Source organism: Maricaulis sp., from assembly GCF_048270265.1.
GTDB lineage: Bacteria > Pseudomonadota > Alphaproteobacteria > Caulobacterales > Maricaulaceae > Maricaulis.
Genome location: NZ_JBLWTD010000012.1, coordinates 66,120 through 88,065 on the forward strand (window position 1 = coordinate 66,120; position 21,946 = coordinate 88,065).

General features: G+C 65.7%; 17 protein-coding genes. 2 read left to right on the forward strand and 15 right to left on the reverse strand.

The features are described from left to right. Window positions 1-4 precede the first annotated feature (4 nt). The 6 genes from ACN0YF_RS08485 to ACN0YF_RS08510 all read right to left on the reverse strand — a co-directional run bounded on the left by ACN0YF_RS08485 (window position 5) and on the right by ACN0YF_RS08510 (window position 3,421). Complete coding sequence (locus ACN0YF_RS08485) at window positions 5-424, reverse strand: Fur family transcriptional regulator (RefSeq protein WP_417481308.1); 420 nt, start codon at window positions 422-424, stop codon at window positions 5-7. A gap of 10 nt (window positions 425-434) precedes the next feature. Continuing rightward, the gene (locus ACN0YF_RS08490) at window positions 435-926 is read right to left on the reverse strand and encodes a GNAT family N-acetyltransferase (RefSeq protein ID WP_417494047.1); all 492 of its coding nucleotides are present in this window, start codon (window positions 924-926) and stop codon (window positions 435-437) included. After that, a complete protein-coding gene (gene tsaB / locus ACN0YF_RS08495) occupies window positions 923-1,564 on the reverse strand; it encodes a tRNA (adenosine(37)-N6)-threonylcarbamoyltransferase complex dimerization subunit type 1 TsaB (protein ID WP_417494048.1) in 642 nt (213 codons plus the stop codon). Before tsaB ends, ACN0YF_RS08490 begins: the two co-directional genes overlap by 4 nt. 9 nt (window positions 1,565-1,573) lie before the next feature. After that, the gene (locus ACN0YF_RS08500) at window positions 1,574-2,203 is read right to left on the reverse strand and encodes a malonic semialdehyde reductase (protein WP_417494049.1); all 630 of its coding nucleotides are present in this window, start codon (window positions 2,201-2,203) and stop codon (window positions 1,574-1,576) included. A 109-nt stretch (window positions 2,204-2,312) separates the two neighbouring features. Beyond that, window positions 2,313-2,876, reverse strand: a complete 564-nt coding sequence (locus ACN0YF_RS08505; protein WP_417481304.1) for a NifU family protein — start codon at window positions 2,874-2,876, stop codon at window positions 2,313-2,315. A gap of 68 nt (window positions 2,877-2,944) precedes the next feature. Further along, complete coding sequence (locus ACN0YF_RS08510) at window positions 2,945-3,421, reverse strand: universal stress protein (protein WP_417481303.1); 477 nt, start codon at window positions 3,419-3,421, stop codon at window positions 2,945-2,947. Window positions 3,422-3,489: 68 nt separating this feature from the next. On the opposite strand from ACN0YF_RS08510, the gene ACN0YF_RS08515 reads away from it, so the two are divergent. Beyond that, complete coding sequence (locus ACN0YF_RS08515) at window positions 3,490-4,080, forward strand: hypothetical protein (protein ID WP_417494050.1); 591 nt, start codon at window positions 3,490-3,492, stop codon at window positions 4,078-4,080. A 4-nt stretch (window positions 4,081-4,084) separates the two neighbouring features. On the opposite strand, the gene ACN0YF_RS08520 is transcribed toward ACN0YF_RS08515, so the two are convergent. The 5 genes from ACN0YF_RS08520 to mutS form a co-directional block, all read right to left on the reverse strand. Beyond that, complete coding sequence (locus ACN0YF_RS08520) at window positions 4,085-4,651, reverse strand: copper chaperone PCu(A)C (protein ID WP_417494051.1); 567 nt, start codon at window positions 4,649-4,651, stop codon at window positions 4,085-4,087. Window positions 4,652-4,731: 80 nt separating this feature from the next. Further along, window positions 4,732-5,769: a tryptophan--tRNA ligase gene (gene trpS / locus ACN0YF_RS08525; RefSeq protein WP_417494052.1), complete on the reverse strand. Its 1,038-nt coding sequence runs from the start codon at window positions 5,767-5,769 to the stop codon at window positions 4,732-4,734. A 63-nt stretch (window positions 5,770-5,832) separates the two neighbouring features. Next, the gene (murJ, locus tag ACN0YF_RS08530; protein ID WP_417481299.1) at window positions 5,833-7,377 is read right to left on the reverse strand and encodes a murein biosynthesis integral membrane protein MurJ; all 1,545 of its coding nucleotides are present in this window, start codon (window positions 7,375-7,377) and stop codon (window positions 5,833-5,835) included. A 3-nt stretch (window positions 7,378-7,380) separates the two neighbouring features. Next, window positions 7,381-10,194: a [protein-PII] uridylyltransferase gene (glnD, locus tag ACN0YF_RS08535; RefSeq protein ID WP_417494053.1), complete on the reverse strand. Its 2,814-nt coding sequence runs from the start codon at window positions 10,192-10,194 to the stop codon at window positions 7,381-7,383. Between the two features lie 35 nt (window positions 10,195-10,229). Then, window positions 10,230-12,920 carry a DNA mismatch repair protein MutS gene (mutS, locus tag ACN0YF_RS08540; RefSeq protein WP_417494054.1) on the reverse strand — a complete coding sequence of 897 codons (2,691 nt, stop codon included), beginning with the start codon at window positions 12,918-12,920 and terminating at the stop codon, window positions 10,230-10,232. Between the two features lie 101 nt (window positions 12,921-13,021). Between mutS and ACN0YF_RS08545 the strand changes: the two genes are divergently transcribed. Beyond that, complete coding sequence (locus tag ACN0YF_RS08545) at window positions 13,022-15,304, forward strand: NADP-dependent malic enzyme (RefSeq protein ID WP_417481296.1); 2,283 nt, start codon at window positions 13,022-13,024, stop codon at window positions 15,302-15,304. Between the two features lie 599 nt (window positions 15,305-15,903). Here ACN0YF_RS08545 and ACN0YF_RS08550 read toward each other — a convergent pair. The 4 genes from ACN0YF_RS08550 to gshB form a co-directional block, all read right to left on the reverse strand. Continuing rightward, complete coding sequence (locus tag ACN0YF_RS08550; RefSeq protein WP_417494055.1) at window positions 15,904-17,241, reverse strand: AmpG family muropeptide MFS transporter; 1,338 nt, start codon at window positions 17,239-17,241, stop codon at window positions 15,904-15,906. Between the two features lie 14 nt (window positions 17,242-17,255). Continuing rightward, window positions 17,256-19,166 carry a response regulator gene (locus ACN0YF_RS08555; protein WP_417494056.1) on the reverse strand — a complete coding sequence of 637 codons (1,911 nt, stop codon included), beginning with the start codon at window positions 19,164-19,166 and terminating at the stop codon, window positions 17,256-17,258. Between the two features lie 87 nt (window positions 19,167-19,253). After that, window positions 19,254-20,795: a YifB family Mg chelatase-like AAA ATPase gene (locus ACN0YF_RS08560; protein ID WP_417494057.1), complete on the reverse strand. Its 1,542-nt coding sequence runs from the start codon at window positions 20,793-20,795 to the stop codon at window positions 19,254-19,256. 201 nt (window positions 20,796-20,996) lie between these two features. Beyond that, window positions 20,997-21,944, reverse strand: coding sequence for a glutathione synthase (gene gshB, locus ACN0YF_RS08565; RefSeq protein WP_417494064.1), 948 nt, complete (start codon window positions 21,942-21,944; stop codon window positions 20,997-20,999). Window positions 21,945-21,946 lie beyond the last annotated feature (2 nt).

The window sequence follows — 21,946 nt, forward strand, 5'->3', positions numbered from 1 at the left end:
GCGCCTATTCCCCGGCGCTTTTCAGCGGTACGCCGTATAACTCCATACGGTGATCGACAAGCTTGTAGCCCAGCTTGCGCGCGACGGCTTCCTGCAGCCGTTCGATTTCCTCATTGACGAATTCGATCACTTCGCCCGATTTGAGATCGATCAGATGGTCGTGATGATCCTCGCCGACTTCCTCATAGCGCGAGCGGCCATCGCGGAAATCATGGCGTTCGATAATGCCGGCATCCTCGAACAGGCGCACGGTGCGATAGACGGTGGCCAGCGAAATGCGCGGGTCTTCCGCGACAGCGCGGCGGTGGAGTTCCTCGGCATCGGGATGATCATCGGAATCGGACAGAACGCGGGCAATCACCCGGCGTTGATCGGTCATCCGCAGGCCCTTGTCGACGCAAAGCTTCTCGATCCGGTCCGGCATGTGAATTCCCCTATTCGCTGAGTGGAGTGATAAGCTTGGAACCGCTGCCCTGTCCATCGCCGAAGAGCGTTTTTTCGAGGACCAGCGCGTCGCTGCCATCGCCATAATAGCCACGGCGGCAACCGATCTGGGCATAACCGCTCTTGAGATACAATGATTTGCCGGCCGCGTTGAGGGTGGAAACCTCAAGAAACATCCGGCCGGCCCCGCGCGAAGCCGCCTCGGTCTCGCCGCGGGCCAGGATCTGCTCGCCGACACCCTGGCCGCGCTGCTCCGGCACGACACCGATAGTGAGCAATTCGGCCTCGTCAGCGGCAATCCGGCAAAGCGCCATCCCGACCACCGCATCGCCCTTGCGCGCCAGCAGGCCAAGCGTGGTCGGCATCTGCATCATCGCGGCGATCTCGCCGGCGGACCAGAAGGGTTGAAAGCAGACGGCGTGGACGTCCGACATCCGCCCCGCCGAGTCCGGGCCGGTGCGCTCGATGCGCAAGGCACTCACGGCTGCACACCGCCGGGCAGTTTGGCGTCGGGGGGCCGCGCATAGAAAGGCACGGGCGGCGCGCTTGCCGCATCCACACCCTCGGCCAGATCGAGCAGGGCCGGCAGGCTGATGGCCGTCATCGCAAGATCCGCAAAACCGTCCAGCTCAACCAGGGACGCGCCGCTTCCGGCCAGATGCCCGCAGGAACCGGCGAGCTGGAGAATGCGACCGGCCACAGCATCAAGGGTCAGCAATTCGGGCGCATCGGCCGTGCCGCCATCCCAGACCTGCAGGACAATATCGCCGCGCTTGGCATCATGCAGGACCGCCAGCGGACCGGAGACCGCCGCGCCTTGCGCCAGGACGGCCAGATTGCCGATCCCGACCGCCTCGGCGCCACTGGCCAGGGCCAGACCGCGGGCAAAGGCAACACCGACGCGGCTGCCGGCAAAGCTGCCCGGGCCGGTCGTGACGCCGATGCGCGAAATCTGTGAGGGATGGAGGCCGGCCTGTTCCAGCATTCCGGCAACCATGGGCGCCAGATGCTCGGCATGACCGCGGCCGATGGCGTCGCTGCGGCACAGATCCGCCTGCCCCGTGACGCGCAGCGCCACGGAGCAATCGGATCCGGTCGTGTCGATCACCAGTAATGCCATGTCTGCGGTCTAGATGATTTGCGCCGCTTCGTCGAAGCTCAGACGCGGCAGCCGCGGGAACAGGTTCCGGGTGGTGCCGACCCCGAGATTGAACAGGATGTCGGACTTCCAGTTTTCCGTACCCGGCTTGCCGGCGAAGAACTCGGCGTCGACACCGGCGGCGTCAAAGCCCGTCATCGGACCGGTATCCAGCCCCAGCGCACGCGCCGCCAGCAGGAAATACCCGGCCTGCAGCACCGAATTGCGGCGGCCATTGAGCTCGGCACCCGGTCCGGTAAACCATTCGCGTGCCCCGGGATTGTGCGGCATGAGTTGGGGAATCTTGTCGTAGTATTTCTCGTCCCAGGCGAAAATCACCGTCACCGGGGCCTTCATCGTCTTCTCGACATTGCCTTCGCTGAGAAACGGTTTCAGGCGCGCCTTGGCCTCGGGAGACTGGACAAACACAAAGCGGGCCGGCGAGTTGTTGGCGCTGGTCGGGCCCATTTTCGTGATGTCGTACAAACGCTTCAGCGTTTCTTCTGCAATCGGGGTCGGCTCGAAATCATTATAGGTGCGGGCATCAAGGAAAAGCTGCGCGATCGCCGCTTCATCAATGACGGAATTCTTCGTGGGTTTGCTGGTCACTTCGCCTGACATGTGTCGTCTCCGCAGCGTGAATTGATGTTGTGGCAGACATAAACAGACGGTGAGCCGACTTTAATATGCCATTTTGGAAAAAGACTTGCTTCGCCCCGGACGCAGTCCGTCAGGCAACAGCCTCAACGGACTGGATCTCCGGAATGTAGTGCTTGAGCAGGTTTTCGATCCCGGCCTTCAGCGTCATCGTCGAGGACGGACAGCCGGAACAGGCGCCGCGCATTTTCAGCCGCACCGTGCCGCTCTCGGCAATAAAGGAATGGAACAGGATATCGCCGCCATCCTGGGCCACGGCCGGACGCACACGTGTATCGATCAGATCGATGATTTCCTTGACGATCTCGTCATCATCGCCGGCATAGGCCGCATGGCCACTCTCGGTCTCGGCATCGCCCAGGATCGGACGTCCCGATTGCAGCCCGTCCATGATTGCGCCGAGCAGGAAGGGTTTCACATGGTCCCACTCGACTGCGGCTTCCTTGGTGATGGCGATAAAATCCTCGCCGAGGAAGACGCCGGTCACACCCTGGATCAGGAAGAGATCAGCTGCGAGCGGAGAGGCTTCGGCGGCATCGGCATTCTCGAATTCATGCGGTCCGTCCGGCGAGATTTCGCGGCCGGGCAGGAATTTGAGCGTATTGGGATTGGGTGTGGATTCGGTCTGGATGAACATCGGGCATCTCCTTGCCCCTCAATTGGCGCTGAATCCGGTCCGGTTCAACCCTTTCATCGGCAGGGTTATCAGGACAGGGCGTCGATTTCCGAATTCTCCATATCGCCGGGCACGACTGTCACCGGCACGGCGCGGCCACTGAACAGGCCCTTGCCACGCGCCAGCGAGGTCACCAGCGGGCCGGGGCCCTCACTCGAAACCGATGCACCCAGCACGAGGAAGGAAATCAGCGGATCCTCCTCGAGCACCTGCGCCAGGACAGCGCGGCATTCGCCTTGGCGCAGGATCAGCTCCGGACGCTCGCCGGTGACGGCCTCGGCGTCCTCGGCCAGCGATTCCAGCAAAGCCTCGGCCGCAACCTCGGCCTCGCGCTTGGCGGTCTCGGCCACGCCGATCCAGTGATTGAAATCGCCGGTCTGATAGGCCGCGAGAATAGCGACCTTGGCACCGAGCGTATGGGCCCGGCGCGCAGCAAAGTAGAGCGCCTTGCGGCACTCTGGACTTTCGTCGGCGATGGTGAGGAATTTTCGGGTGCGATTTGACATTGCGGCGGAGTTTGGCGAGTTCAACCGGACTCGTCCAGTATTTGGTTTTCCGGGATCTGAGAGAGATTATGGTTCAGCATCAAGACCGGCGCAGCGGCACAAGCGGCCTGCGCAAGACAGGGCTGGGTCCCGAGGCGCTCATTCAGGAGAATGAGAGCGGTGAAATCCTGGTATCGATGCCCTTTGCCACCATCCGTACTCTCCGGCTCAATGTCGAGATGGCGGGCCCGTCGAGCCAGGTTGTCTGCCATGTCACCGACGATGCCGGCCGTGAAATCGTGTTCGGCTCGATGAGCTGGGTGCGGCCGCGCGCCTGGGAATTGCGGGCCGACACTTTTCGCGCCCTGCTGATCGCGCTGCACCAGGCGCTCACCCCATGGCGCGACTCAATCCGCTTTGTCGAAGGTCCGAAACCGGGATTCATGCTGGCCATGTTTGCGCTCGGCGGCATAACCGGCGCTGTCTGCCTGGCCGGTTTTGCCTGGCTCTTCCTCTGGCAGGAAAACGCGGCCGGCCTGTTCCTGCTCGCGGGGGTATTTGCCGGCGGCTGGCTGATGCGCCTGTTCTGGCCGCGCGCACCGAAACCCTATGACCCGGACCGCTATGCGCTCGCCGCGCCCCTGACCGCGCCCGACAAGGCCCCGTCCGAAACCGGCTGAACCGCTATTCGGTGGCGGTTGCCGGATCCGGCGCCGTCGAGCGCACCGCGAATTGCACCGGCACCTCGCCGGCACGCTCAAACACCAGCACACCGTCAACGCTCGCGCCTTCGACGACCGGAGCGAGGCCGAACACCATCAGATGATGGCCGCCCGGAGCAAAATTGAGAGAGCCGCCCGTCAGGATGTCCTGGGGACCGATCGGCCGCATCTGCATCATGCCGGTTTCCGGATCCATGGTGTGCCCGTGCAGCTCGACGCGCTCAGCCCCGTCGATCCGTGCCGCCAGCAGGCGATCCGCCGCTCCGTCCGCCAGGCGGGCGGTGAAATAGGCAGCCGTCACATCGCGGCCCTGCGGGTGCGGCCGCATCCAGCTGCCACTGACCGCGATCACCGGCACGACGCCGTCATCGGGCAGGGGCGCCGGCACATCCGGAGCCGCCGCGTCATTCATCGCATGGCCGGACATGTCATGACCGCCATCATGATCCATCGCGGGCGCGGCATCTTCCTGCACGCCGCAGGCGGCAAGCAGGCCGGCCAGGGCCGCGACAAGGGATAATCTCAACATGGTGCGTCTCCGGAAAACTCGATGCAGTTAGGCCTGAAACAGAGGCCGTGTCAGTGCGGCCTTCTGTCCCGGCAGATGCATCAGCTCCAATAGCCGATGATCTGCTTGGCTTCCTTGAGCACCGGCGCCGCCACGGCGCGTGCCCGCTCGGCCCCGTCGGTGAGGATGCGGTCGATCTCGGCCCGGTCGGCCACCAGGCGGCGGAACTCGTCCGAGATCGGTGCGAGATGCTGGACGGCGACATCAACCAGGGCCGGCTTGAACACGCCGAAACCCTGGCCGGCGTATTCCGCCAGCACATCGGCCTTGGTGCGCCCGGAGAGCGCGGCGTAGATCCCGACCAGATTGCTCGCTTCCGGCCGCGCATCCAGGGCCTCGAGCGTGTCGGGCAGGGGCTCGGGATCGGTCTTGGCCTTGCGGATCTTGCGGGCGATCGTGTCGGCATCATCGTGCAGATTGATGCGCGAATTGTCGGAGACGTCGGATTTGGACATTTTCGACAGACCATCGCGCAGGCTCATGATGCGCGCGCCCGGCCCCTGGATCACCGGCTCGGTGATCGGGAAGACCGTCTTGCCGTCGCAATAGTCCCGGTTGAAGCGAGCGGCGACATCGCGGCACAATTCGAGATGCTGTTTCTGATCGTCACCGACCGGCACGTGGGTGGCCTTGTAGACCAGGATATCGGCCGCCATCAGCACCGGATAGGTGAACAGCCCCACCGAGGCGCGCTCCTTGTCCTTGCCGGCCTTGTCCTTGAACTGGGTCATGCGCTCGAGCCAGCCCATGCGCGCGACACAATTGAGGATCCAGGCCAGCTCGGCATGTTCCGGCACAGCCGACTGCGCGAAAACGGCGCTCTTGGCCGGATCGACCCCGGCCGCGAGATAGGCCGCGGCAGCCCCACGCACCGCACCGGGCAGGGCCGCGGGATCGTGCGGCATGGTGATCGCGTGCATGTCGACCACGCAATAGAAACACTCCCAGCTGCCCTCATCCTGCAGGGAGACCCAGTTCTTGAGCGCCCCGAGATAATTGCCCAGATGCAGCTGGCCGGTCGGCTGCATGCCGGAAAAGATGCGCTGAGGGCCGTTATAGTCGCTCGGAGTGTCACTCATGGTGTGCCTCGGGTGGAAGGAGGTGAAAGGGAGAGGTGGTCTTAGCGAGCGCGGCGACGGCGCTCAAGGCCGCTTGAGTGCGTCACGCAGCTCGGAGACCCGCAGGGCCCCTGTCAGGATCGCCGCGATCCCGAAGACGCCGGCGCCCGCGCCGCAGACGAGCGCCAGCGCCAGCAGCGGCAGGTCAAAGGTATGGGCCGTGATCCAGGCAGTATGCCGGTTCGCCAGCGCCAGAAAGGCCGACATCAGGATCACGGCGCCGACGATGCGCGGAAACCGGTTCAGCAGGCGGGCGTCGGGCTGCAACAGGCCGCGCTTGCGCAGGGTGAGTGCCAAAAGGATGGCATTGACCCAGCCCGCCACCGTGGTCGCGATCGCGAGGCCGAGAAAGTTCAGCGGCCCGAAGAACAGGATCAGGCCGAGCACGAGATTGACCGCCACGGAAACCGCGGCAAACCGCATCGGCGTCATCGTGTCCTGGCGGGCAAAGAATCCCGGCGAGAGCACCTTGATCAGCACGAAGGCCGGCAAGCCGGCCGCAAAGGCAATCACGGCCATCGAGACCTTGTCGGCCGCGTCGGCGGTAAAGGCACCGTTCTGATAGAGCGCCGTGACGATGAAATGCGGGATAACCGCCAGCGCGGCAGCAGCCGGCAGGGTCAGCGCCATCGAGACCTCGAGGCCGCGATTCATCACATTGGCCGCGCCGGTGACGTCGCCGGAGCGCAGGCGGCCGGACAGTGTGGGCAGCAGCACCACACCCATTGCAATACCGACCACGCCGAGCGGGAATTGATACAGGCGATCCGCATAATACAGCCAGGAGCGCGCGCCCTCCTCGAGGGTCGCAATGGAGGAGGTGACGAGAATATTGATCTGGGTGACCCCCGCCGCCACCGCGCCGGGAACCCCGAGCACGATCAGGCGCCGCGTATCCGGCGTCAGCCTTGGCAATTGCAGGCTCAGCCGCACGCCGAGCTGCCGCGCCGAAAACCACAGCCAGGCCGTCTGCAACACGCCGGACAGTGTGATGCCCACGCACAGATAGAGCGCCATTTCCTCACCGCCGGCGCCGGAGAACAGCATGATGCCGATCAGGGTCAGGTTGAGCAGGACGGGCGCGGCGGCGGCGGCCGCAAACTTGCCGTGGGAATTGAGGATGCCACTCAGCATCGCCGAGAGCGACATCATCAGCAGATAGGGCATGGTGATCTGCGTCAGCAGGACCGCGAGCTCAAAGGTTTGCGGGTCTTCGACAAAGCCCGGACCGAGCAGATACATCAGCCAGGGCATGGCGAGCTGCGCCACGATGACGAAGACAAACATGGCGGTGAAGAGCAGCGACAGGACCTGGCGGGCAAACAGCTGGGCCTCGGTCGGCCCGTCGCCCTCCAGCTTGCCGGCATACAGCGGCACAAAGGCGGAGTTGAACGCACCCTCGGCGAAAATCCGCCGGAACAGGTTGGGAAACTGGAAGGCTGTCAGGAACACGTCTGTCGTGGCCCCGGCCCCGAGCGCCGCCGCCAGCAGCATTTCCCGGACCAGTCCGAGAACCCGGCTCGCGGACGTGAACAGGCCCACGATGGCAGACGACCGCAACAGACGCATGGACTACCTCAGAACACTGGCGCGGGCGCGCGCGATGCCGCGCTCGGCGGCCTTCTCGTCGAGAGCGGTTTCACTCTCGCTCAACACGGCCATCAGCCCCGCATGCAATCGTTCTGTCACAGCGGCGTCCTCCAGCTTGTGGCCCAGATGCGTGACGTAGAACACATCTGTTGCGCGTTCGCCATAACCATCAATCTGGGCCGAGGTGAGCGACAGATTCTCGTCCGCGATCACATCCGCCAGATCGGCGAGCAGGCTCGGCCGGTCACGGCCCGAGGCCTCGATCACCGTGGCATGTTCGGCCAGCTCGTTGGAAATGCTGACATGCGGCGTCACCTGGAAGGCGACATCGCGGTGCTTGATCGGGATCGCTCGCCGCCGGCGCGCCGGGAATTCGCCCGTCGCCACGACACGCAGATAGGCCACCAGGGCGTCGCGCTGGGGCGTGTCATGATGGCCATAGGGCTGACCGGCCGCGTCCTGGATATAGAACACGTCGAATACATTTCCCGAGCGCGTCGTATTGATCGTTGCACCAACAACATCGGCGCCCATATCGGCCAGGGCTGCGACAATATCGGCGAAGACGCGCTCGCGATCGGGTGACCAGATCATCACTTCCGTTGCCGCCCGCCGCCGGTCGACACGGACCGCCGCGGCCGAGGCCCGGCCTGTCTCGTACACATGGCGCGCAAAGGCGGCGTGGCGGAACCGGTCTTCCTCGGAAAAGGCGACCCAATAGGCATCATTGAGCTCGGCGGCCCACCATTGTGCAAATTCCGGATTGACCCGACCCAGGCGCGGGATCGCCCGGTCGCGTGATATCCGGGCGCGCTCGGCCAGGGTGTCGCGGGCCCGTTCCAGGCCACCGCCCTCGCTTTCGAGCACCTGCTCGGTCGCCGAGTAGAGATCGCGGATCAGCTGGCCTTTCCAGCCATTCCACACACCCGGCCCGACCGCGCGGATATCAACCACGGTGAGTACCGTCAGCAGACGCAGGCGCTCCACCGAGCCGACCGCGGCGGCGAAATCGGCCACGGTCTGCGGATCGCTGAGATCGCGCCGCTGCGCCGTATCGCTCAGCAGCAAATGGGTCTGGATCAGCCAGGCGACCAGTTCGGTCTCGGTCTCGTCCAGCCCGAGACGGGTGCAGGCGGTGCGGGCGCGGATGGCGCCCTCGATACACTGATCGCCCGCGCCCTTGCCGGTATCGTGCAACAGCACGGCGAGGTGCAGGGCCCGTCTCTGCTTGATCAGGGGCATCAGACGCGTCGTCAGCGGGTGATCGAGCGGATGCAGGCCATCCTCGATTTCCCGCAGGATACCCAGCGCCTGAAGCGTGTGCTCATCGACAGTATAGTGATGATACATGTTGAACTGGGTGCGCGCGACGATGTCGCCATATTCGGGGATATAGCGGCCGAGCAGGCCCGCCTCGGTCATCAGGCGCAGCACCGGCATCGGCGCCGGCGAATCCAGCAGCACCGCGAAAAAGGCCCGCGCCGCGCGCGGATCCTTGCGGAAGGTCTCGTCGACATGGTGCAGCGTGCGGCCGATCCGGGCCACGGCTTCGGGATGCAGGTCGAGACGCCGCGAGGCCGCGACATGGAAGAAGCGGATCAGGCAGACCGGGTCATCGGCGATCTGGGTCGGATTGGCGAAGTCGAGGCGGCCGTCACGCAGGACAAACTTGCCCAGATCGGGATCTTCCTCGGGGTCGTGCCCCGGCAGGAAGCGCGCCAGTCCGCGCGGTTTCGACTTCCAGGCATCGGCCTCCAGCTTGGCGCACACCAGACGCGTCAGCGCCCCGACATCCATCGCCGCCCGGAAATAGGCGCGCATGAAACGCTCGACCGCGCTTTCATCCTCGCCATCCTCAAACCCCATCCGCGCCGCGATTTCCGGCTGCAGGTCGAAGGTCAGCCGCTCATCCTTGCCGCCGGCCAGGTCATGAAGGTGAAAGCGGATCGTCCAGAGAAAATCATCGGCGGCGACGTATTTCACCACATCATCGACGGAGAGCAGCCGGCTGCCGACCCAGCGTTCGAAGGCATCGGCGCCATAGAGAAATTGCGCCAGCCAGCGCATCAGCTGCAGATCGCGCAGCGCCCCCTTGCCCGACTTGATATTCGGCTCGACCGTATAGCGCGAGCGCCCGGCCTTCTCGATCCGCGCATCGCGCTCGCGCAGCTTGGCCTCGACGAAGCCGGTCTTGTCGCCGGCGACCACTTCCTCGCGGAACCGGCTGGCCAGTTCAGTCGCCCGTGCCTCATCGCCGGCCAGAAAGCGCAGACTCAGCAGCGCGGTCCGCTCGGAAGCGTTTTCCCGCGTGATTTCCAGGGTCTCGTCGATCGTGCGGCAGGCACCGCCGCCAACATCGATCTTGATATCCCACAGGGCGTAGAGCACGCGCTCCAGGAAGGCATCGGTGGCGGCATCGCCATCATCGGGCTTGATCAGCAACAGGTCGACATCTGAAAAAGGCGCCAGCTCGCCCGCCCCGAAACCGCCCAGGGCGCAGAGTGTCACCCCGCGCGCACCCTCCGGATCGCCCGCCGCCATGGAATCGAACAGGGCATGCAGGCTGACACTCATCCCGTCGCACAGCGCCTGGGCCGCCAGCGCGCCGCCGCCGCTCTTCGACAGGCAATCGACCGCCTGCCCGCGGAAACGTTCCAGCGCCGCGCGAACATGGGCCAGCGCGGTCGCGCGCGCCGTCTGCGAGCCCCAGCCCTCAACGGCGATGGCGATGGCCGCCGCAAGCTGCGCACGCAGCGTCAGGGCATTCAGCGAAGCGGGGAGCGCAGGATGGGTCATCTGGGTCTCAACCTAATGCACCGGCTGGTGCCACGTTACTCATTCTTCAGCATCGCCTTGAGCTCGTACAGGATTTCCAGCGCCTCGCGCGGTGCCAGCCCATCCGGTTCGATATCGCAAAGGCGCAGTTCGACGGCGGATTCCTGTGCTTCGACAACCGGTTCCGAGACGGCGAACAGCGGCAGATCGGCCAGCGCCGCCGCCGGAGCGCCTTCCGATTCCAGCCGCGACAGGATCGTCTTCGCCCGCCGGATCGCGACCGCTGGCAGACCGGCACGGCGCGCAACCTCGATGCCGTAGGACCGGTCGGCCGCGCCGGGGCCGACCTCGTGCAGGAAGACCAGCTCGCCCTTCCATTCGCGCGCCTTGAGCGAACAATTGCCGGCCGCCTCGAGATCATCGGCCAGCCGCGTCAGCTCGTGATAATGGGTGGCGAACAGGGCCCGGCACTGATTGACGCCGTGCAGATGTTCCGCCGCCGCCCAGGCGATCGACAGACCGTCAAAGGTCGCAGTGCCACGGCCGATCTCGTCGAGAATGACGAAACTGCGCGGCGTCGCCTGGTTGAGGATCGCCGAGGCCTCGATCATCTCGGCCATGAAGGTCGAGCGGCCGCGCGCCAGGTCATCGGCGGCACCCACACGCGAATAGAGCCGGTCGGCAATGCCGATCCGGGCCGAGCGTGCCGGCACGTAACATCCCGACTGGGCCAGCATCAGGATCAGTGCATTCTGGCGCAGATAGGTTGATTTTCCGGCCATGTTGGGTCCGGTGACAAACATCAGCCGCGCCCCGGCCGCCCCGGCGCCGTCGAGCGTGCAGTCATTGGGCGTGAACCGGCCCTCGCCCGAGCGCTGCAGGGCCCGCTCGACCACCGGGTGGCGTCCGCCATCAACGGCAAAGACGGCACTGTCCTCGACCACCGGGCGGCAGGCCTCGGTCTCGACCGCCCATTCGGCGAGCCCGGCCGCGACATCGAACTCGGCCAGGGCGCGCGCCGCCTGGCGGATCGCCTCGGCCAGGGCCTCGACGCGCTGGCAAAGCCCCTGGAAGACCTCGATCTCCATCGCCAGGGCGCGTTCGCCGGCGCTGGAAATGCGCGATTCCAGATCGGCCAGCTCGACCGTCGAGAAGCGCACCACATTCGCCATTGTCTGGCGGTGGATGAAATCCTCGCGCCCCATCAGCGCATCGCCATTCTTGGCCGTCACCTCGACGAAATAGCCGAGCACATTGTTGTGGCGGATCTTCAGGGCCGAAACGCCGGTCGCCTCGGCATAGGTCTGTTGCAGCCCGGCGACGATGCGGCGCGAGGCATCACGCAGCTTGCGCGCCTCGTCGAGCTCGGGCCGCCATTCGGCCGCAACGAAACCGCCATCGCGGGCCAGCTGGGGCGGTTCATCGACAATGGCGCGCTCGAGATCACCGATCAGGGCGGCCAGCTCCGGCTTGTCGGCCAGGGTGAGCGCGGCAACGCTGGCGGCGATCATTGGCGGCGGGGCGCTGAGCGGGGCGGCGGCGATGCGGGTGGCCAGCGCCTCGCCCTCTTCCAAAGCCGCCGACAGCGCCTTGAGATCGCGCGGCCCGCCACGGCCGAGCAGAAGGCGCGACAGGGCGCGTTCCGGATCGCCGGCCGATTTCAGCCGCTCGCGGGTCTCGCGGCGCAGATCGGACGCGGATTCGAAGAAGGCAATCGCATCGAGACGCTGCTCGATCCGGGCCGCATCTGTGAGCGGCCGCGCCAGACGCTCCGCCAGGCAGCGCGCACCCGGTGCGGTGACGGTACGATCGATGGCATCGAGCAGGGAACCGCTGCGCTGGCCGCTCAGCGTGCGCTCGATTTCAAGGCTGGCGCGGGTGGCCGGATCGACCGCCAGCACACTGCCCTGGGCGACCTGGCGCGGCGGCGCCAGCTTGGCCGGGGCGCCGGCCTGGGACAAGGCAAGATAATCGAGCAGGGCGCCCAGCGCGGCCCGTTCGGCGCGGGCGAAATCGCCATAGGCCGTCAGTTCCTGCACCCCGAAATGCGCTTTCAATTGCCGCTCGGCCGAGGCCGCATCAAACTTGGCGCGGGCGAGCGGGGTGACCGTCGCGCGCGGCGCCAGTTCGCCGCCCTCCTTGAAGCGCGTCTCCTCGACCAGCAGCTCGGCCGGGCTCATGGCGGCGAGCTCGGCGGCGATATTCTCAGGCGCAACGGCCATCACCGCAAACTCGCCCGTGGAGACCTCGGCCCAGGCAATCGCGCTCTCGCCGCTCGCCAGACGCGCCAGCGCCGCGATGCGGTTGGAGCTGCGCGGATCGAGCAGCGTGTCCTCGGTCAGCGTGCCCGGCGTGACGACCCGGCGGATCGCCCGATTGACGACGGATTTGGAACCGCGCGCCTTGGCGGCCTTGGGGTCTTCGGTCTGTTCGCCGACGGCAACCTTGAACCCGGCCTTGATAAGGCGGGCGAGATAGGCCTCGGATGCAGCCGCGGGAACACCGCACATCTGGATCGGCTCGCCCTGGTGTTCGCCGCGCTTGGTCAGGGCGATATCGAGCGCGGCAGATGCGCGCACGGCATCGTCGAAGAAGAGCTCGTAGAAGTCGCCCATGCGGTAAAACAGCAGCGCATCGCCGGGCGCCTGGGCGCGCAGGGCGAGGTATTGCGCCATCATCGGCGTGGCGCCTTCCGGGTCGGGAAATTGCCGGTCGGCCGGAACCGGCATTTGTGTCATCGCATTCATCGAGGCGGGTCCGTGACGAGGTTTCGCCTTGCGTGCAAGGGGGCGAAGCGGCTAGAGGCCTAGTTCTATGGGAAAATTCCGCGCGGGCAAGGATGGCAGTGATGAGCGACAGAATCAGCAAGGTTGATGACGAGGAAGCCCTGGCCTTCCACCGCGAGCCGACGCCGGGCAAACTGGCCCTCGCACCGACCAAGCCGATGGCCACCCAGCGCGACCTTTCCCTCGCCTACAGCCCCGGTGTTGCCGCGCCCGTCAAGGCCATCGCCGCCGATCCGGACAAGGTCTACGACTACACCTCCAAGGGCAACATGGTCGCCGTCATCACCAATGGCACCGCCATTCTCGGCCTCGGCAATCTCGGCGCCATGGCCTCGAAGCCGGTGATGGAGGGCAAGGCCGTCCTGTTCAAGCGCTTCGCCGATATCGACGCGATCGATATCGAGGTCGAGGAAGAGGATGGCGAGGCCTTCGTCGAGTGCGTGCGCCGTTTCGGCAATACATTCGGCGGCATCAATCTGGAAGACATCAAGGCGCCGGAAAGCTTCATCATCGAACAGCGCCTGCGCGAACTGCTCGATATCCCGGTCTTCCATGACGACCAGCACGGCACCGCCATCATCTCGGCCGCCGGCATCATCAATGCCTGCGAGATCACCGGCCGCCGCATGGCCGACCTCAAGGTCGTGGTCAATGGCGCCGGCGCGGCGGGCATTGCCGTGCTCGAACTGCTCAAGGCGATGGGCGTCGATGCCGACAACGCCGTGCTGTGCGACAGCAAGGGCATCATCCACAAGGGCCGCACCGATCTCAACCAGTGGAAGGCCGCCCATGCGGTCGAGACCGACAAGCGCACGCTCGCCGAAGCGCTGGACGGTGCCGATTGCGTGCTGGGTCTTTCGATTGCCGGCGCGCTGACCGGCGAGATGGTCAAGTCCATGGCGGACAATCCGATCATTTTCGCCATGGCCAATCCCGACCCGGAAATCACCCCGGAAGAAGTCGAGGCCGTGCGCTCCGATGCCATCATCGCCACCGGCCGCTCCGACTATCCCAACCAGGTCAATAATGTCCTCGGCTTCCCCTATATCTTCCGCGGTGCGCTGGATGTGCGCGCCCGCACCATCAATGAAGAGATGAAGATCGCCGCGGCGCACGCCATCGCCGCCCTGGCGAAGGAAGACGTGCCCGACGAGGTCGCCGCCGCCTATCATGGCGCCCGCCCGAAATTCGGCCGCGGCTATATCATCCCCTCGCCCTTCGATCCGCGCCTGATCTCCTATGTGCCGCCCTATGTCGCCCAGGCGGCGATGGATTCCGGCGTCGCACGCAAGCCGATCCCGGACATGGCCGCCTATCGCCACTCGCTGGCCCGCCGCCTCGACCCGACCGCCGCCCTGCTGCAGCGCATCCAGGGCGCGGTGATGGGCCAGGGCCGCCGTATCGTCTTCGCCGAGGGCGAGGAACCGGCCGTGATCCGCGCCGCCTATGCCTTCCAGAACCAGGAGCTTGGCAAGGCGATCCTGGTCGGGCGCGAGGATATCACCCGCGCCAATATGCGCCTGGTCGGCGTGCCTGAAGACTCGATCGAAATCGTCAATGCCGCCCTGTCGGAACACAATTCCGACTATGCCGATTTCCTCTACAAGCGCCTGCAGCGCCAGGGCTATCTGCGCCGTGACGTGCAGCGTCTGGTCAATAATGACCGCAATGTCTTCTCCGCCTGCATGGTCAAGATGGGCGATGCCGACGGCATCGTCACCGGCACGACCCGCAGCTATGACGCCGCCCTGCGCGATGTGAAACTCGTGCTCGATGCGGCGCCGGGACAGCGCGTGATCGGCATGTCGATCACCCTGGCCAAGAGCCGCACCCTGTTCATCGCCGACACCAATGTCACCGAATTCCCCGACAGCGAGGCCCTCGCCGATATCGCCACCGAGGCCGCCGCCTCGGCCAAGGGCTTCGGCTACACCCCGCGCGTGGCCTTCCTGTCCTATTCCACCTTCGGCAATCCGGCCGGCGAGCGCTCGCAGAAACTCCAGGCCGCGGTCGATATTCTCGACCGGCGCGGCGTCGACTTCGAATACGAGGGCGAGATGAATGTCGATGTCGCGCTCGACCCGGCCCACCGCTTTCTCTACCCCTTCTCGCGCCTGTCCGGCCCCGCCAATGTCCTGGTGATGCCCGCCATCCACACCGCCTCGATCGCCACCAAACTCCTGCGCGTCGGCGGCGGCGCCACCGTGATCGGCCCGATGCTGCTCGGCTTCGAACACCCGGTCCAGATCGCCCGCCTCGGCGCATCCGTGAGCGAGATCACCACGCTGGCAGCGCTGGCGGCCTATGATCCGGAAAAGCATGAGGTTGAGGGGATGGGGGAGTAGTTTCCTCTTGCGATCAGCAGCACCGCCCTTCTCCCGGAATTCGCTGCGCTCCTCCGGGGGAAGGTCGATTTGGATAGCGGGTGCCAGGTTTCGGGTCCTTATCCCCGCCCTCTGCCAATTATCCCACCTCATCCTGACGCAAGTCAGGACCTCGACGTGACAAGTGCGGAGCCCGGTCTATCGAGGTCCCGACTTTCGTCGGGATGACGTTAAATCATCAAACTTATCCCCACCCCCGTGGGCCTGGCGCATAATCCCCTCGTTCCGGTCGCACGGGAGGCACGAGCTCAGTCATTCGCGGCGGTCGGGAGCGTGCAGCCTGTCCGGGCAGAGGGGTGACATCCCGAGCACTGGCAGGGCGTCCATTAAGGTCCGATGGCACTAAACGACCGACCTGAGTACCTTTCTGGATTGGAAACGGGGTGGAGACAGCCCGGGAAATCTGCACGTGCGGGACGTCTCGAATGTCACGCTAATAAAATTACCGGTTACCGGCATTCGCCGGCGTCCCGCACCCTCCCAATCCTGGGAGGAACCCTCAAACCTCCAGCGGCGAGCCGCGTGGAGATTTTGGTGCGGAGTCTCGTGGAATGAGAGAACTAGACCGCTCCATCCTCTTCACCGTTATAGCGCACGAGCCCCTTCGCCGCCGGCGAGCCCTTTATCATGATGAACATCACCAGCGCCGCCGCCGGCAGGGCATACCCGGCCGTCAGCAGGAAGAAGTTCACATAACCCAGCGCATCCGCCATGACGCCGGAGAAGCCGGCGACGAATTTGTTGATCAGGGCGTAGAGCGAGGACAGGAGGGCGTATTGGGTGGCGGCGTTGATCGGGTCGGTCAGCGAGGAGAGATAGGCGATGAAGACGGTGCCGACGAAGCCGGCGGCGATATTGTCGCCGCTGATCACCAGGCCGAGCAGGCCAATACTTTCGGGTGTGCCGGTGGCCGCGAGCCAGGCATAGGCGCCATTGGTGGCGAAGGTGATGAAGGCGCCGATGAACATCGCGCGCAGCACGCCGAATTTATAGGCAATCAGACCGCCGAGAAAACCGCCGGCGATGGTGGCGATCAGGCCAGGGCCGCTCTGGATGCCGCCGACAATGGCGCGGTCGAAACCGATATCGGAATAGAGCGGGCTGGCCATGACACCCATGGTGAAATCGCTCAGGCGGTAGAAGGCGACCAGCAGGAAGACCGGCACGATCCACACGCCCAGACGGGTGGCGAATTGCTTGAAGGGTTCGATGATCGCTTCAGCGACGCGTTGCCCGAAACTGCCCACCGATTGCAGGCGCACGGCATGGGCCGGTTCCTTCATCACCAGCACCAGCAGGCCGCAAATCCCCATTGTCAGCGCCATGGCGGAGAAGGAGACGGTCCAGTTGGTCCAGGAGGAGAGCGCCAGGCCGAAGCCGGAGAAGAAGATGGCACCGCGATAGCCGAGCACATAGGCGGCGGCCATATTGGCCTGCTCCTCGCGCGGCCCCGATTCAATGCGCCAGGCATCGATGGAAATATCCAGCGTGGCGCCGGAATAGGAGAGGATGAAAGCGCCCGCCAGGGTCAGCCACAGGCCCTGCGACGGGTCGGAGAAAGCGATGATGATCAGGCCAACCATCGTGCCCAGAATCGCCACCATCATCCAGGAGCGGCGCTTGCCCAGCGCTGTCGTCAGGAAGGGGATGGAGAGGCGGTCAACCATCGGCGCCCAGAGCGGTTTGAGCGTGTAGGAGATGGTGATCCAGTAGAAGAAGCCGATGGTGGAGCGTTCAATCCCGACATCACGCAGCCAGTAGGACAGTTTGGAGAAGACCATCATCAAGGGCAGGCCGGAGGCGAAGCCGAGGATCAGCATGGCCAGCATGATGGGGCGGCCATAGACCGCAATCGCCTGGCGCCAGGATTTCTTCCGGTCGATGTCGGCCTGCGTCATGTGTCTGAAACTCCTCAGCCCATTGGCGTATTTCGCGCCATGCTGGCCTGCTTCCCGGCGGCGCACAAGCGCGCGAGGGTGTCGGCGAGGAGATCGGGGTCGACGGGTTTGGACAGGAAGTCATTCATCCCGGCCTTGAGGCAATTGATCCGGTCATCCTCGCTGCTGTTGGCGGTCAGGGCGACCAGCGGCAGGTCATGGCCGCTCATTCGCGCCATCCGCGCCACTTCCGGACCATTCATGCCGGGCATGCGCTGGTCGAGCAGGGCGGCGTCGAAACGCCCCTCCTCGAGGGCACGCAGGGCGGCCGGGCCGGTGTCCACCATCGTCACATGCGCGCCGAGCCTTTCCAGCGTGCGGCGGGCGATCAGGGCATTGACCGGGTCATCCTCGGCGACCAGCACCTGCAGGCCGTCGAGGGCTGGCAGATCCGGGTCAGCCTGCGGGGCCGCCGCCGGACGGCGGGCCGGAACCGCGCCGGTAATCTGTTCCACCAGGCTGGTGAGCCGCACCGGCTTGACCAGCCAGCCATCGACACCGGCGGGCCGGGCCTGGATGACATCATCCTTGCCGGCCGGCGTGACCAATTGCCAGACATGGCGCGCGCCTGCTGCCGGGGCATGGCCGGACCAGGCATGGTCGAGCAGCAATTCGCGCCCGGAAGCCGCTGTGAGACTTTCAATGCGGTCGATCGCCACCACATCGCCGCCGAGTTCACGCAGCTGGTCGGCCAGGGTCCCGCGCAGGGTCGGGTCGGCGCTGGCGACCGCCAGCTCGCGGCCGGCCAGCGGTGTGCCGACCCCGCCTGCCAGTACCGGCAAATCGAAAATCACCCAGAATTTCGCCCCGGCGCCCAGCCGGCTTTCCACGCCCATCGATGAGTTCATCGCCTCGGCCAGACGGCGCACCATGGCCAGCCCCAGTCCGGCGCCGCCCTCGGCCCCTTCGCGTTCGGCCGCACCGCGTTCGAAATGTTCAAACAGGTTCTGCTGGTCGCGCTCGGAAATCCCCGGTCCGGTATCGCTGACCGAGAGCGAGAGGCGGGGCCGGCCGTCACCGGCGGGGGCGCAGCCGATCTCGACGCGAATACCGCCCTCGCGCGTGAATTTGACCGCATTGCCGATCAGGTTGAACAGGATCTGGCGCAGGCGGGCCGGGTCGCCCTCGATGCGTGCCGGCGCGGCGGCAGACTGGACGATGCCGATCTCCAGCCCCTTCTCATGGGCCCGCGGCGCAGCAAGCTCGACGGTCTCGCCGACCAGGGCAGCGATATCGACGGGCTCGGGCCGCAAGGTCAGCTTGCCGGCCTCAAGGCGCGACAGGTCGAGAATATCATCCACCATCGCCAGGGCATGCTCGGCGGAATGAGCCAGGGTGCGGACATAATCGGCCTGGTCCGGGCGCAGGGGCGTCGCCTCCAGCAGGCGCGCAATGCCCAGTGCACCGGCCAGTGGCGTGCGCATTTCATGGGTAACTGCGGCAAAGAACAGGGATTTGGCGCGCTGCGAAGCCTCCAGATCATCATGGGCCTCACGACGCGAACTGACATCGCGCCCGACCGAGATCACCCCGCGTCCCTCGGGCAGAAGCCGCTCATCCCATTCGATCCAGAGCGGGCCGCGGCGGGTGCGCATCAGCATTTCGTAGCGGCGCGGATCATCCGTGGTCACCGGCGGCGCGACCGAGAACCAGCGCCCGACCCAGTCATTGCGCACCCCGCCAAAGGCGTCGATGAAGGCCGTATTGACGTGAACCACACGCCCGCCGCGGCCGCGTACCAGGATCAGCTCGCCGGTGGCATCGAGTGCAGATATGAGAAATTCCGCCGCGTCCAGCCCGGGCGCAGTCGCAAAAGTCTCGTCGTCCGCCCCCGGCTTGGACGCTTCGGGGCCGGCCCGGCTGTCGGGCGGCGTTTCGCGTGTCATGACAGGGGGAAAGCTAGCGGGATGAGGTTAACGATCTGTCGTCACGGGATGGGGGTTTGTGGCGAGCAGACAGGCCGGTCGCCCGCATCACGCCAGACCTCTCACCCGGGTGCCTGCAGGTGCCGGTGCCGCCGCCTGCGCCAGACCCCGGCGGCAGGACAGGGCTTCGGCGATATGCACCCGGCGCACGGCATCGCTGCCATCGAGATCGGCGATGGTGCGGGCGACGCGCAGGACGCGGTGATAGCTGCGCGCCGTAAGGCTGTGTTGCTGGGCGGCCTGGTTCAGCAGGGCCTCACCGGCGCGGTCTGGCGCGGCGGCGTGTTCCAGTATGTCGGGCGGCAGGTGGGCATTGAGGCAGCCGCGCTCGGCCTGCACCGCTCGTGCCGCAGCAACGCGCTCTGCGGCCTCCGCCGTGCCCTCGGCCGGGGTGGGCAGGGCGAGATCGGCGGGTGTGACGGGCGGGACCTGGATCTGCAGGTCGATGCGGTCGAGCATGGGGCCGGAAATCCGCGCCTGGTATTCGCTGGCACAGCGCGGGCCACGGCGGCAGGCGGCGCCATCCTGGCCACCACCGCCGCAGCGGCAGGGATTCATCGCCGCGACGAGCTGGAAGCGGGCCGGATAGGAGATATGCGCATTGGCCCGCGCGACGGTGATCCGCCCGGCCTCGAGTGGTTGGCGCAGGCTGTCGAGGACCTGCGGATGGAATTCCGGCAATTCATCAAGGAAGAGCACACCATGATGCGCCAGCGACGCCTCACCCGGCCGGGCCTTGGTGCCCCCACCGACCATCGCCGCCATCGAGGCGGAATGGTGGGGGGCGCGAAAGGGGCGATCGCGCCGGAGACAGCCGCGCTCCAGCAGGCCGGCGACAGAATGGATCATCGAGACATCGAGCAATTCCGCCGCCGAGAGTGGCGGCAGGAGGCCGGGAAGCCGTTCGGCCATCATCGACTTGCCGGAACCGGGCGGGCCGACCATCAAAAGATTGTGGTGGCCGGCGGCAGCGATCTCGAGCGCCCGCTTGGCGCTCTCCTGGCCCTTGACCTGGTTGAGATCGGGGATGGTGGTGCTCTCGACCAGCTCGCCCGGCGCCGGGCGCGAGAGCACCTGGGTGCCCTTGAAGTGATTGATCAGCTGGATCAACGTCGCCGGTGCGAGGATCGGCAGATCGCCGCCGGCCCAGGCCGCTTCCGGCCCGCAGGCCTCGGGACAGATCAGCGACAGGCCTGCCGCCTGGGCCGCCACAGCGGCGGGCAGGGCACCGGGTGCGGAGGCGATCGAGGCGTCAACGCCGAGTTCGCCGAAAGCGAGATTTTCCTCGACCACATCACGCGGCACCACGCCCAGCTCGGCGAGGACGCTCAGCGCGATCGGCAGGTCGAAATGCGAGCCCTCCTTGGGCCGGTCAGCCGGCGCGAGATTAACGATCAGGCGCTGCGAGGGCATCGACAGCCCCAGCGCGGCAAAGGCGGCGCGGACCCGTTCACGGCTTTCGGTCACCGCCTTGTCGCCCAGCCCGACAATCGAGAAAATCGGTTGCGACCCGCCCGCGACCTGGACCTGCACATCGACAATGCGCGCCTCTGCGCCCTCAAAAGCGACCGATGTGGTGCGAGCAGCCATGGCGCCGACCCCTTCGATTTGTGCCGTTTCGGGGTCAATCGGCGACTGAAAGCCGGATAGCATCCCGCCTTCACGCCGGCCCCGAAGGCAGGCATTGCGCTAAACGGTTACGAGTATTGAGTTTTCCACAGGCATGAGAACAAACCACGTCCAAAGCAGGAACGCAGAATGAAACCACAACGCCTGCAAGTCAAGCGTGTGTCAGCCCTGTGATGCGAGTCGACGCGCTGCCGCATCCCAGAACAGGGCGCAGGAATCGACCCCGGAGAAGCGTTTCAGCTCCTGCACGCCGGTCGGGGAGGTGACATTGATCTCCGTCAGCCGTCCGCCAATGACATCGATCCCGACCAGCACCAGGCCACGCTCCTTGAGCATTGGCCCGATGGCGGCGCAGATGCGCAGATCATCGGCATCGAGATTGGAGGCCTCGGCCTTGCCGCCGACATGCATGTTGGAACGGGTTTCGCCCTTCTGGGGCACGCGATTGATCGCGCCGACCGCCTCGCCATCGATCAGGATGACGCGCTTGTCGCCCTGCTCCACAGCCGGCAGGAAGGCCTGGGTGACGACGGGCTCGCGATTGCTCTCGAAGAACATCTCCAGCAGGGCCTTGAAATTGCCGTCGCCGGGCTTGAGCCGGAACACACCGGCACCGCCATTGCCGTAGAGCGGCTTGATGATGATGTCCCGGTATTTGTCGCGGAAGGCCTCGATCGCTTTTGCATCGCGGCTGATCAGGGTCGGCGGCACCAGATCGGGAAACAGCAGCGGCACGATCTTTTCCGGGCTCGAACGCACCCAGGCCGGGTCGTTGAGCACCAGGGTGCGGCCCTTGAGCATTTCAAGGATATGGGCGGCCGTCTGATACGCCATGTCGAAGGGCGGATCCTGACGCATCAGGATGACATCGATATCCTCGGCCAGGTCGAGCTCGACCTCGTCACCGAGCGTGGCGTGATCGCCGCGCACATGCCGCACGGTCACCGGCCGGGCCCGCGCCGTGATCCGGCCCTCGCACCAGGACAGGTGTTCAGGCTGATAGACCCAGAGCGAGGCCCCGCGGGCCTGCGCCTCTTCCATCAGGGCAAAACTGGTATCGCCATCGATATCGACGGTCTGGATCGGGTCCATCTGGACCGCTACGCGCATTT

Bases quoted from the DNA above. Each gene is read 5' to 3' on its own strand.
- ACN0YF_RS08560 (WP_417494057.1), bottom strand. From the start codon at position 20,795: ATGGCTGCTCGCACCACATCGGTCGCTTTTGAGGGCGCAGAGGCGCGC.
- glnD (WP_417494053.1), bottom strand. From the start codon at position 10,194: ATGACCCATCCTGCGCTCCCCGCTTCGCTGAATGCCCTGACGCTGCGT.
- ACN0YF_RS08505 (WP_417481304.1), bottom strand. From the start codon at position 2,876: ATGTTCATCCAGACCGAATCCACACCCAATCCCAATACGCTCAAATTC.
- ACN0YF_RS08500 (WP_417494049.1), bottom strand. From the start codon at position 2,203: ATGTCAGGCGAAGTGACCAGCAAACCCACGAAGAATTCCGTCATTGAT.
- ACN0YF_RS08515 (WP_417494050.1), top strand. From the start codon at position 3,490: ATGGTTCAGCATCAAGACCGGCGCAGCGGCACAAGCGGCCTGCGCAAG.
- gshB (WP_417494064.1), bottom strand. From the start codon at position 21,944: ATGCGCGTAGCGGTCCAGATGGACCCGATCCAGACCGTCGATATCGAT.
- ACN0YF_RS08485 (WP_417481308.1), bottom strand. From the start codon at position 424: ATGCCGGACCGGATCGAGAAGCTTTGCGTCGACAAGGGCCTGCGGATG.
- ACN0YF_RS08545 (WP_417481296.1), top strand. From the start codon at position 13,022: ATGAGCGACAGAATCAGCAAGGTTGATGACGAGGAAGCCCTGGCCTTC.
- ACN0YF_RS08555 (WP_417494056.1), bottom strand. From the start codon at position 19,166: ATGACACGCGAAACGCCGCCCGACAGCCGGGCCGGCCCCGAAGCGTCC.
- ACN0YF_RS08520 (WP_417494051.1), bottom strand. From the start codon at position 4,651: ATGTTGAGATTATCCCTTGTCGCGGCCCTGGCCGGCCTGCTTGCCGCC.
- trpS (WP_417494052.1), bottom strand. From the start codon at position 5,769: ATGAGTGACACTCCGAGCGACTATAACGGCCCTCAGCGCATCTTTTCC.
- ACN0YF_RS08550 (WP_417494055.1), bottom strand. From the start codon at position 17,241: ATGACGCAGGCCGACATCGACCGGAAGAAATCCTGGCGCCAGGCGATT.
- ACN0YF_RS08510 (WP_417481303.1), bottom strand. From the start codon at position 3,421: ATGTCAAATCGCACCCGAAAATTCCTCACCATCGCCGACGAAAGTCCA.
- tsaB (WP_417494048.1), bottom strand. From the start codon at position 1,564: ATGGCATTACTGGTGATCGACACGACCGGATCCGATTGCTCCGTGGCG.
- murJ (WP_417481299.1), bottom strand. From the start codon at position 7,377: ATGCGTCTGTTGCGGTCGTCTGCCATCGTGGGCCTGTTCACGTCCGCG.
- mutS (WP_417494054.1), bottom strand. From the start codon at position 12,920: ATGAATGCGATGACACAAATGCCGGTTCCGGCCGACCGGCAATTTCCC.